The organism is Streptomyces colwelliae, assembly GCF_048158785.1.
Lineage (GTDB): Bacteria > Actinomycetota > Actinomycetes > Streptomycetales > Streptomycetaceae > Streptomyces.
In genome coordinates this window covers 1-11,217 of sequence record NZ_JBLTJC010000339.1, presented here as the reverse complement: position 1 = coordinate 11,217, position 11,217 = coordinate 1, and the positions used below count along the sequence as shown (strand labels likewise).

General features: G+C 69.6%; 10 protein-coding genes and 1 pseudogene. 1 reads left to right on the top strand and 10 read right to left on the bottom strand.

What is annotated here, in order from left to right; translation table 11 throughout:
* Positions 1-971 (bottom strand): annotated as a pseudogene (locus ACNFOC_RS42520) (hypothetical protein); the annotation flags it as partial.
* A gap of 61 nt (positions 972-1,032) precedes the next feature.
* Positions 1,033-1,545 carry a tetratricopeptide repeat protein gene (locus ACNFOC_RS42515; RefSeq protein ID WP_416964367.1) on the bottom strand — a complete coding sequence of 171 codons (513 nt, stop codon included), beginning with the start codon at positions 1,543-1,545 and terminating at the stop codon, positions 1,033-1,035.
* 139 nt (positions 1,546-1,684) lie between these two features.
* Between ACNFOC_RS42515 and ACNFOC_RS42510 the strand changes: the two genes are divergently transcribed.
* Positions 1,685-2,086, top strand: coding sequence for a hypothetical protein (locus ACNFOC_RS42510; RefSeq protein WP_416964366.1), 402 nt, complete (start codon positions 1,685-1,687; stop codon positions 2,084-2,086).
* An 83-nt stretch (positions 2,087-2,169) separates the two neighbouring features.
* On the opposite strand, the gene ACNFOC_RS42505 is transcribed toward ACNFOC_RS42510, so the two are convergent.
* The 8 genes from ACNFOC_RS42505 to ACNFOC_RS42470 all read right to left on the bottom strand — a co-directional run bounded on the left by ACNFOC_RS42505 (position 2,170) and on the right by ACNFOC_RS42470 (position 11,095).
* Positions 2,170-3,729, bottom strand: a complete 1,560-nt coding sequence (locus ACNFOC_RS42505) for a DUF1996 domain-containing protein (protein ID WP_416964365.1) — start codon at positions 3,727-3,729, stop codon at positions 2,170-2,172.
* A gap of 183 nt (positions 3,730-3,912) precedes the next feature.
* Positions 3,913-4,566, bottom strand: a complete 654-nt coding sequence (locus ACNFOC_RS42500) for a response regulator (RefSeq protein ID WP_405971645.1) — start codon at positions 4,564-4,566, stop codon at positions 3,913-3,915.
* Complete coding sequence (locus ACNFOC_RS42495; protein WP_416964364.1) at positions 4,551-5,819, bottom strand: sensor histidine kinase; 1,269 nt, start codon at positions 5,817-5,819, stop codon at positions 4,551-4,553. Before ACNFOC_RS42495 ends, ACNFOC_RS42500 begins: the two co-directional genes overlap by 16 nt.
* A 133-nt stretch (positions 5,820-5,952) precedes the next feature.
* Positions 5,953-6,957: an NAD-dependent epimerase/dehydratase family protein gene (locus ACNFOC_RS42490; RefSeq protein WP_416964363.1), complete on the bottom strand. Its 1,005-nt coding sequence runs from the start codon at positions 6,955-6,957 to the stop codon at positions 5,953-5,955.
* Positions 6,958-7,032: 75 nt separating this feature from the next.
* Positions 7,033-7,605 (bottom strand): winged helix-turn-helix domain-containing protein, encoded by a 573-nt coding sequence (locus ACNFOC_RS42485; RefSeq protein WP_416964362.1) that lies wholly within the window; start codon positions 7,603-7,605, stop codon positions 7,033-7,035.
* A 294-nt stretch (positions 7,606-7,899) separates the two neighbouring features.
* Entirely contained in the window at positions 7,900-8,823 is a 924-nt protein-coding gene (locus ACNFOC_RS42480) for a DUF6891 domain-containing protein (protein WP_416964361.1), read from the bottom strand.
* Between the two features lie 85 nt (positions 8,824-8,908).
* On the bottom strand, positions 8,909-9,937 hold the full coding sequence (gene glnII, locus ACNFOC_RS42475) for a glutamine synthetase (RefSeq protein WP_416964360.1): 1,029 nt from the start codon (positions 9,935-9,937) through the stop codon (positions 8,909-8,911).
* A gap of 468 nt (positions 9,938-10,405) precedes the next feature.
* Positions 10,406-11,095, bottom strand: a complete 690-nt coding sequence (locus ACNFOC_RS42470; RefSeq protein WP_416964359.1) for an SCO2207 family protein — start codon at positions 11,093-11,095, stop codon at positions 10,406-10,408.
* Positions 11,096-11,217 lie beyond the last annotated feature (122 nt).

Genomic DNA, 11,217 nt, shown 5'->3' with positions numbered 1-11,217 from the left:
GGGGTGGCCGAGACCTGGACGGACTCGCCGGGGCGGGCCCAGACGGCGAGGGCGCGGCGCAGCAGGGCGGTGTCCTCGGTGAGGTCGCCTCGCGCGGGCCAGACGGAGAAGTCCTTGCGCGCGGACACCGTCCACGCGGTGGGCGCGATTCTCGTCAACTTGCCTGGATTCAGAGCGGCTTGGGACGCCGGGTTCTCCGCGTAGGAGGGTGCGGCGGCGCCGTCCGGGCCCCAGCCGCCGCCGGGCAGCGCGAGCAGCGCACCGCACACGGCGACGGCCGCCGCCGCGGCGAGCGCGGCCTTGCCGTGCTGGCGGCGGCGCATCAGGTCGGTGGGCCGGGCGTGCAGCGAACAGGGGTCGAACTCGGGGGAGTTGAGGAGTTCGTACTGCGCGGGCGTCTCGTCGGCCTCGCTCAGCGCCTCGTCCACCTCATCCGCGTCTACGCCGGCTGCCGCGAGCACCCTGCGTACGTCGCCGTCGGGCAGCTTCTCCAGGCCGCGCAGCACGTACACCGCGCGGGCCGGGCCGGTGAGGGCCGACAGCCGCTGGTCCAGGGCGAGTTCGTCGGCGCCGCCCGAGCGCGGGAAGAGCCGCAGACCCCACACCTGGGGGAGCAGCGGCGGGAGTTGGGACCGCTTGGGCAGCGCCCGGAACGACAGCGGGAGGCCCGCCTCCAGTGCCGTACGCACGACGTGGAGGCGGACGAAGGCGTAGCCGGGGTCGCCGTCGCGGCCGGTCGACTGGGCCGGGATCACGGACGCCGACGCGCGGCCTCTGGGCAGGGCGCGCTGGGTGAGGGCGTGCGCGGTCAGGACGCGCCGGTTGCGGCCGAGGCTCGGGGGGAGCACCAGATAGGCGAGCCGGACGAGCCGTGGATAGTGCTCGACGAGCGCGGCCTCGGCCTGTTCGACATCGACGACCGGGTCGGTGGGTGAAGCTGCGGGGCGCTTGGCGACATCCTGTGACTGCACGTTCAGCAAAACGAGCGAATGGTGAGTTGGTCACCGCCGCCCGGGGGACTCGGCGCTCAGGTCAGTCCTCGGGCTCGACCAGGGCCCGCGCGTAGTTCGCCATCGACCGCTGGTAGCGCGGCAGATGGGGCGCGAGGGCGCCCAGCACGAGGGAGAGGCCCTCGCGGTCGCGGCCCAGGCTGGACAGGCACAGGGCGAGGCACGCGCGGATCGCGTCGTCCAACTCGTCCGAGGGGCCGTCGAGTTCGGAGGTGAGCAACTTGACGCCCTCCTCGGCCTGCCCGATGTTCCGCAGCGAACTGGAGAGTTGGATCTTCGCCCGGCGCCCCTTGTACCCGCTCAGCCCGCGCGCGAGCGCCTCCCGGTACAGCGGAGCGGCCAGGTCGGAATGCCCCGTCGAGTCCCAGGCGCAGGCCCGCTCGAACGGTCCCAGCGGGCTGCCGTCCGGCAGTTCGGCGACGAGCGCGTCGATCACGGACCGGAAGTCGGCCGCCCTCGCCTCCGGACAGTCGTCGAAGGTCGCCCAGGCGGCGGTCACACGGTCGTCCCAGTCCTGATCCACACGATGCTCCATGGGCGTCACCCTCGCACACGCGTCCAGCCGGGGACCAAGGATTTGAGCGCGGGGCGCTCCGGAGCCGTATCGGATGAGAAGGCCCCTCGCCGGGGTCGACTGCGGCATGCTGCTGACCGGACGACCGGAGGAACGACAGATGAGGTTGACCCGACCGATGCTCGCGGTGGCCGGCGCCACGGCGGCGCTGGCGCTGGCGGGCTGCGGTGCCGACACCAAGGCCGCGACCGTGCCGACGGAGGCCACCGGCAGCCTGGAGAGCCTGGCCGCCAAGGTGAAGTGCACGCCCGACATCCAGACCGACGCCGACGAACTCCGCCAGGCCATCTGCAAGATGAGCTACGGCAAGTTCATCCTCGCGACCTTCGCCACCGACCGCGGCCAGCGCGAGTGGATCAACGACGCGAAGGACTACGGCGGTTTCTACCTCGTCGGCCGCAAGTGGGTCGTCGTGGGCACCGACAAGATCGTCAAGAAGCTTCAGACCACGCTCGGCGGCAACGAGGAGATCGGCACCGACCACTCGAAGCACACCAGCTGAACTCCCGTACGGACACACGAAAGCGGGCGGTGGGAGAACCCACCGCCCGCTTCGTACTACCGGTTGCTACCGGCTAACTGCACTCACTGGCACTTCTTGCCGGAGTTGACGCAGTTGGCGATCTTCGCCGCCAGGTTGTTCTTGGTGACGCTGATGAAGTCGTCGTGGTCGGTCGACGGCTTGTGCAGCTGCTCCGGGAACCCGTCCACCGCGTAGGCGTTCTTCACGGTGCCGTCCGCCTCCAGGGTGGGGGGCGTGATGTTGTAGACCAGGCGCATCGTCAGCTGCGGGATGGCCTTGAAGCCGTTCCCGCAGACACCGCTCGCCGGGTCCGCGAAGGCAACGTGCGTACGGTGGTTGGCGCTGTCGGCGTTCACGCCGTCCCAGCAGCTCTGGAAGGCGAAGGTGCGGACCACCTGGCTGCCCTGCGGGCAGATCGGGTACTGCTCGGTCAGCTGGACCTTGTCCTCGAAGCCGGTGCAGCTCCAGTGCGCGTTGGCGTTGGCCAGACCGTTGGTGAGGGTCTTGGCGTCACCGGTGATGATGCGCAGGAACTGCGGCATCGCGACGACCTTGCTGGCCGGCGAACCGACGTACTTGATCTGCGCCGACTGCGCGGTCAGGATCTTGCCGACGTTGCCTTCCTTGCCACCGCCGTCCGCGTTCGCGTCGACCTCCTGCGTGCCGTCCTGCACACGCACGACCGGCCAGTAGTACGACGAGAGGTCACTCTGGTTCTGGCAGCTGGAGGGGGCGGCCAGCAGCGAGTCGTTCGTGGAGAACGCGTTGACCTTCTGGTTGCCGACGTAGTCGTGCACGTGGTGCGCGCCGTTGGTCACGCCGGGCGCCACGATGACGTTGTCGGTGTTGTGGTTCTTGTTCGCGTTGACACCGCACTTGGTGGTGAACGAACCGGTCGAAGCCTGGCCGCTGTTCTGCGGCTTCGCCTGCACGTTGTTCGCCACCTTCGTGATGTCCACGAAGTCGGCCGCCGTCGGGCCGTTGCCGGCCTGGCCACCGTTGTTGGCGGGGGGCGCCGCGGAGGCACTGGCGCTCGCGCTCGGCGCCGCGGTGTTCTGACCGCCGTTGTTCTGGCCGCCGTTGTTGTTCTTGCCCCCGCCGTTGTTCTTGCCGCCGCCGCGACCCGCCGTGGTGGTGTTCGTGGCGTTCTGCGTCGTACAGGCGGCGAGCTGCTTCAGCGCGTCCGCGTTGACGGTGCCGCCGACTCGCTGGATGTCGATGCGGATGCGGTCGATCGTCGCGGCCCGCTTCTCCTTGAGGGGGCCGACGATCGCGTTCTGCACGAAGCTCGCGTCATTCGTCTGGGCCTGACGCGTCGAAGCGAGCCGGGCGTAGGCCTCGGTGATCTGCTTGTCGAGGTTCGCCAGTTCGGTGGCGACACCCTGACGGGCCTTCTGAGGCACGCTCGTCAGCTGCTGGCCGACGTCCGGGCAGGCGATCGTCGCGACTTGCGCCGCGGCGTTCGCGGCCTTGGTCTGGTTCTGCCCCGACGAGTTGGACTCGTGCGCCGAAGCGTTCATCTGTGCCCAGAGCAGCCCGCCCCCACCGAGCGCTAGGGCAGCCGATGCGGCAATGGCCTTGGTGGCCAGCGGCGTACGGCGTTTACGATCATTGCGTCCCATGGAACTCCTCTGACTTCCTTGCGGGGCAGCGAGGCGCCCGACAGGAGTGAAGCGGCGCCCTTTGATACGCAGGGGGTCCCAGGAGTGTTCAGCCGTCTCAGAAACTGATGAGAGATTCTTGGGTAAGTCCCCTCCCAACTGCCCTTTAAACACCAGCAGTTGTGATCGACTCACAGGTAGTGCTCAGCGTCCTTGGTCCAAATAGGCCAATACCGCCAGCACGCGGCGATTGTCATCGTCCGAGACTTCCAGACCCAGTTTGGCGAAAATATTGGACGTGTGCTTCCCGATCGCCCGTTCCGTTACGACGAGTTGCCCCGCGATCGCCGCGTTCGACCGCCCCTGCGCCATCAGTTCGAGCACCTCGACCTCCCGCGGCGTCAACCGCCCCAGCGGCCGGTCGTCGGCCGCCCGTCGCGCCAGCAACTGCTGAATGACCTGCGGATCCATCACCGTCCCGCCCCCCGCCACCCTCCGCACGGCGTCCACGAACTGCTCCGCGTCGAACACCCGGTCCTTCAGCAGATAGCCCACCCCGCCGGTCCCGTCGGCGAGCAACTCCCGCGCGTACAACTGCTCCACGTGCTGCGACAGCACGAGCACCGGCAGCCCCGGCCGATCCCGTCGCGCCCGCAGCGCGCACTGCAAGCCCTCATCGGTGTGCGTGGGCGGCAGCCGCACGTCGACCACGGCGACATCGGGCGCCAACTCGGCCAGCGCCTTGGTGAGTTCGGGCCCACTCTCCACCGCCGCGACGATCTCGAAGTCGTAGGCCTCCAACAGCCTGACCAGCCCGTCCCGCAGCAGGAACAGGTCTTCGGCTAGGACAACGCGCACGGAATCTCCATGGTCACCATGGTGGGACCGCCCGCGGGACTGCTGACGGCCAGGACGCCGTCGAATGTACCCAGCCGCCGCTCGACTCCGGAGAGCCCCGACCCGCCCCCGACCACAGCACCACCCGAGCCGTTGTCGGTGACGGAGATCCGCAACGCCCCTTCCACATGACGCATGTCGACCCAGATCCGGTCGGCACCGGAATGCTTCACGGCGTTGGTGAGCACCTCGCTGACGGCGAAGTACGCGGCCGACTCGACCGGCGCGTCGGCCCGCCCACCCCCGAGCTCCGCCCGCACCTCGGTGGTCACCGGCATCCGCAACGCCAACGCCCGTACGGCATCCGCGAGTCCACGCTCGGCCAGCACCGGAGGATGAATACCGCGCACGAGATCGCGCAGTTCGCCGAGGGCCTCGGCTGAGGACTGCCGGGCGCGGGCGAGCAGCTCCCGGGCCTTGGCCGGGTTCTTCTCCAACAGCGCCTCGATGGTGCCGAGATCCATCCCCATGGCCACCAGCCGGGCCTGCGCCCCGTCGTGCAGATCGCGCTCGATCCGCCGTAGCTCGGCGGCGGAACCATCCACCGCGTCCCGTCGCGTCTCGGTCAACACCCGTACACGCTCGGCGAGTTGACCCCGCCCCGGGGCGAGGAGGGAACGCGTCAGCAGGAAATGGACGCGCAGCAGCGGAGGAGTGAGGAAGTAGGAGGCGACGAGGATCGCGACACCCAGCGCACCCGCGAGCAGCGCACTGCCCTGCCCACTCACCGGCACGAAGCCGTACCACCACCCGACATACGTCCCGTCCGTGAAAACCCGCCACAGCCCGAACGCCAACGCGAACCCCTCCAGCGGATAGAACACCAGGGCCGCGGGCACCAGCGCGGTGACGAACCCGGCGACCATGTCGACGGGCAGCCACCGCAGATCCCGCCAGGTGGCGGGATCGCCGAGCATGCGAAAGGTACGGGTCCACGGCCGCGCGCCGGCGGGGATGGCCCGGTACGCCACCGGAATACGCACCTCGCACCACTGCGCGCCGAGGAACCGCCGCAGGTTCGCGTGGGCACGTACCGCGCTGAGCACCCAGGGTGTGGTGATCAGCCCGAGGCCCAGGGGGATGAGCACCAGGGAGACGAGCGTGAGGACGAAGAGTACGAGGGACCCGTAAAGGGAGAGAAGGGCAAGGGCAAGCGCACGCAGCCCGGCCGTGAGAACGGTACGGGCCCGCCCACCATCGCTGTTCGTGTCCATACGGCCAGTCTCACCGAACGGAACGACAAGGTCACGGGTCCCGGCCACCACGAAGGGGGTGGTGCTAACCCCACCTGCTTTTAGGGGCGAGGGGAACTGCGCGACCAGCCCCCACCGACCCGCACCCAACGAACTACCACTCCAACGGCACCCCCAGCACCTTCGCCTCCACAGCAGGGTCAAGCCCCACCGCCGGACGGTCAGCCCGCTGCGGTGCGGACCCCCCGATGCTCCGCAACCACGCCCACGTGTCAGCCACCGTCTCGTCGACAGACCGGCACCTCAACCCCGTGGCAACCGCCCGAGAAACATCCGCACTGTGCAACGCGTCGTACCCCTCACTCCCCGGCGGCACCCACACCGGCAACTGGGTCCACGGCTCGATCCCAGCGGAGAGCACCACCTCAGGCGCGGTCCACCGCAGCTCAGCCCCTCCACCGGTAACCCGCACACACGCGTCCAGCAGAGACCCCATCGTCGCGTGCCCCTGCGCCGAGATCAGGTTGTACGCCCCGCTCAACTCCCGCTCCACCGCCCCGAGCAACCACTCCGCAAGATCCCGCACATCGACATACTGAAGCGCCAGATCCCGAGGCCCGGGCGCCAGCACCGGCCCACCACGAGCGACCCGCCCCAACCACCACGGCAACCGCCCGATGTTCTCGTACGGCCCGAGAATCAGCCCGGCCCGAGCGAACACCGACCGCTCCGCCCCGAACGCCCCGAGCGCGGCCAGCTCCCCGCCCCGCTTGTCACGCGCGTAGTCGGTCTTGTCGGCGGAGGGCGAGGCCCCCTCGACGAGCGGCGCGTCCTCCCCGTACCCCGAGGGCGGCGCCCACGCGTACACCGAACAGCTCGACACGTACACATACCGGCCCACCCGGTCGGCCAGCAGCCGCGCCGCGTCGTCGACCGCGCGCGGCGCCGCCGACCAGGTGTCGATCACGGCATCCCACTCGCCGGAGGCCAGCGCGGCGAGCCCGCCGGGCGCGGTGCGGTCACCTCGCAACGCCCGTACCCCGGCCGGGGGTTGATGCCGGCCCCGGTTGAGGACGGTCACCTCCCAGCCCCGACCGAGGGCAGCCTCCACGACGGCCCGCCCCGCGAACTCCGTACCGCCCAGCACCAGAAGTCTCATACCGACGACTCTGCCCGCGGGTCCCACGGAACGGAACGCCGATCTGCCATCAGCAGATCACCGGACCGCCGATGATCAACGCGCTGTCGGCGGCGTGTACTTGTACCCGACCCGGCGCACCGTCTGGATCGCCTTGCGGTGCTCGACGCCCAGCTTGCGGCGCAGCCGGGCGATGTGGACGTCGACGGTACGGCCGTCGCCCACATGCCCGTATCCCCACACCGTGGTGACCAACTGGTCGCGGGTGTGAACCCGGTTGGGGTGCGCGACGAGATGGGCGAGGAGTTCGAACTCCAGGTACGTCAGGTCGAGTTCCGCGCCGTTCAGCTGGGCGGTGCGCTGCACGGTGTCGACGCGGACGAGCGGCTCGGCCTCATCGGGGAGGGGCGGGACCGGGAGGCTGGTCCGGGTGAGGTGCGGGCTGTCGGCCGGGATGAGGACGAGGTACCCGACCATCGGCGGCTGCCCCGGCAGCGTGGGCAACGTGTGCGGGGGCGCGGGCAGCCAGGTGGCGCCCGGGGGCAGGAACTCCGTCACGTCGATCACCTCGTCCCGGTCCACGGCGCGCAGATGGTGCCGTGGAGCGTTCGGAGCGGGGGTGTCGAGCGTGTCGGAGGGAAGTGCGGGGAGGGAACGGATGATCGCCATGAGAAGTCAGCTCTTTCGCGCGAGAGGTTCGTCGAGGGACGTACGTCGAGTCGCGCAGGCCGGAGGCCGAGGGTGGTACGGCTTTAGAGGGCCGGCGCGTTCATCGCGCGACAACACACCCGGTCGAAGTCATGGTGCTGACGGGAAGGCCAGAAGGGCTCGAGGTCATGGCGACCCGTCGCGCTGCACTTCTGAAAGCTGGCCATGGGCCCATTGAAGCAGACACAGGCCCGGGACAGGACCCTCCTCTCACAGCTTGGACGCCTCCTTGGCGTGAAGTCGACGCCCGGCCCCTCATCCCACCAGTCGTTTGTGCCAGGTCAGCGGTCCGACGTCGATCGCCTTGTCCGGATCGCCATCCCAGTCGGCGGACAGCCCGGCCGCACGGAGCGCGGCCAGGATCTCGTGCCCGACGGTCGCGGTGGTCTCGGCCGAACCGTCGAACCCGCCGTAGTGCAGGGCGAGTCCGTACCCCTCGACGGCGTGCTCCGTGACCTGCCGGTGGAAGAAGACGAAACCGCGGGCGTCCTCCCGCTCCGCGCCTATCTCCGAGAGGCCGCAGCCCCGGCAGCAGGCGAAGTTCTCCCGGGCGGTGATGCCGCTCGCGTCCAGCGCCTCGAAGGCTCGGGTGAGCCGGTCCGGGTCGGTGACGCCCTCCCAGACCGCCTGCTCGGCCACCCGATCCAGCCACAACCGGTCGACCAGCCGCGAGGCCTGCGCGCGCGACACCGGCCGCTCGTCACCGTCGACGAGATAGTCCTCGGCGATCTCGGTCAGTATCTTCCGGCTGTCGTAGCCGCAGCGCAGCCGTGTCCGGACCCGCTCCTCGACCTCCTCCCGCACCTCGTCCGGCAGCTCGGGCACCTCCTCCCGGGGCCCCAGGTCGACCGGCTCCCAGTCGGCGCCCGCGTCCCAGCCGGCCTCCGCCTGCCGTGCCCAGTCGGTCAGGAGATCCGCCACCCGGTCCGGGGAGTCCAGGTTCGTACCGTAGAACTCGTCCTCGCTCAGCCGGTGTTCCAGCCGGTAGTCCCCGCCCTGCTCGTGCCACACCTGGGCGAACACGTCCGGGAGGTCCGGTATCCGCTGCACGACCAGGAAACGGTCGCCCGCGCCACCGATCCGTGCCACCAGCTCCCGCAGCCGTAGCGCCGAAACGCGGCTGTGCGTCTGCCTGTTCTCCGTCTCGATCCTGATGTCGAGAGCCCCGTCGATCTCCATGTCCCCAACCATGGCACGCACCACTGACAACGCGAGGAGGCGCCCACCACGACGGTGGACGCCTCCTCGTACGAGCGGGGGTGGATCAGACCTGGCCGGCCTTCTCCAGGGCGGCGCAGCAGGTGTCGACGATCAGTCGGGTCACCAGGTACGGGTCGACGTTGGCGTTCGGACGGCGGTCCTCGATGTAGCCCTTGCCGTCCTTCTCGACCTGCCACGGGATACGGACCGAGGCGCCGCGGTTGGAGACGCCGTAGGAGTACTCGTTCCACGGGGCGGTCTCGTGCAGGCCCGTCAGGCGGTCGTCGATGCCGGCGCCGTAGTGCTTGACGTGGTCGAGGGGCTTGGAGCCCTCGCCGAGGGACTCGCACGCGGTGATGATCGCGTCGTAGCCCTCACGCATGGCCTTGGTGGAGAAGTTGGTGTGCGCGCCCGCGCCGTTCCAGTCGCCCTTGACCGGCTTGGGGTCGAGGGTCGCGGAGATGCCGAAGTCCTCGGCGGTGCGGTAGAGCAGCCAGCGGGCGATCCACAGGTGGTCGGAGACCTCCAGCGGGGAGACCGGGCCGACCTGGAACTCCCACTGGCCGGGCATGACCTCGGCGTTGATGCCGGAGATCGCGAGACCGGCCTTCAGGCAGTTGTCCAGGTGGGCCTCGACGATCTCGCGGCCGAAGATCTCGTCGGCGCCGACACCGCAGTAGTAGCCGCCCTGGGGCGCCGGGAAGCCGCCCTCGGGGAAGCCGAGCGGACGGGCGCCGTCGAAGAAGGTGTACTCCTGCTCGATGCCGAAGATCGGCTCCTGAGCGGCGTACTTCGCGGCGACCTCGGCCAGCGCGGCACGCGTGTTGGACTCGTGCGGCGTCATGTCGATCTCGAGGACCTCGCACATGACGAGGATGTCGTCGCCGCCGCGGATCGGGTCCGGGTAGGAGGAGACCGGCTTGAGCACGCGGTCCGAGGAGTGCCCCTCGGCCTGGTTCGTGGACGACCCGTCGAAGCCCCAGATCGGGAGCTCGGCACCCTTGGCGTCATCGGCCAGGATCTTCGTCTTGGAACGGAGCTTGGCCGTCGGCTGGGTGCCGTCGATCCAGATGTACTCAGCCTTGAAGGTCACGGGCCACATCCTTCGGGGTGGGTCTTTTAGGCGCACTTGCGGGTGCTGCGGCGCAGCGGCACTGGAGCGCCGCGATTCATGCCGGGCAGCCTGTCAATATGCGATTTCCCGATCATTGCCCGGGCGTGAACCCCGTGTTACCTGGTGGCTCTGTGTCGCGATTCACGTGCGCTGCGCACGGCACACCGGGGGAGACGGCTGTGAGCCCGCTGTTCGCATGCGCGGACGGGCGGTGGACGGGCGCGGGCGGACGGCTCGTATGCGATGGGGTTGGCGCGTGGCCCGTGGCGCGTGGCGCGTGGGCATCGGGTGGCGGGCATCGGGCATCGGGCGGCGGGTGATGGGTGATGGGTGGGAACGCGTCGGTCCCGCTGCTTCTGGCCGGAAGCAGCGGGACCTATGACACGTACCTGGTGGCGGCCCGAGCGACAGGGCCGTCACCTCACCGGTTTTCTGGGACCCGGGGCGTCACCCCACCTTCTGGATCAGAGCGCGGCGGATGAGGAACTTGCCGGGCTCACGGACCTGTTCGAATGCGGCGTTGTTCAGCAGGACACAGCTGCCGGAGACCGAAGTCACCTTCACCGTCGTGGACTTGTTGTTGTCCAGGTTGGTGACCTTCAGCGTCGTACCCGCCGGGAACTGGTTGCTGGACGCGGCCGGCGCACCGGCCTCGCCGGAGAGCGTGACGGTCGAGCCGTTGCACACCTGGCTGCCCGCGGCGGCGTTGCCGCCACCCGTGTTGCCCGTCGCCGGCGGGGTCGCGGCCGGGGTGGTGGCGGTGGAACCCGCGGGCGCCGACTGCGCCGGCTGTGCGACCTGGGAGTCCTGAGCCGACTCCCCAACCGCACAACCGGACGCCTTCTGCTGCACCTTGATCTGCGCGATGACCGCTTCGCGGTTGGCGATCCGCGCGCTCGACTGGGCGTCGGGCGCGGCCCGTTGACCGTCGATGAACTTCTGGTTGTTGCCGAGCGCGGTGGCGAGTCCCTGGCAGACCGTCGAGTTCGCGGCGGACAGCGTCTTGGCGTTCTGTGCCGTCGACTGCGACGCGTTCGACGTGGTGGCCAGGGCGAAGGCCCCGCCGCCCGCGACCGCCGCGGCGGTGACCAGCAGCGCCAGCTTCTTCTTCGTACTGGCGGTTCTCCTGCGCGACATGCGCGTCTCCTGTGGGGTAGGGGAGCGTACGCCGCTATGTACGGGATGCCGAACGATGTAACTCAGCGGACACAGGAGCCTCATAAGTGACGTGCGTCACAAGGGGGTTGGGGTGCGTGAGG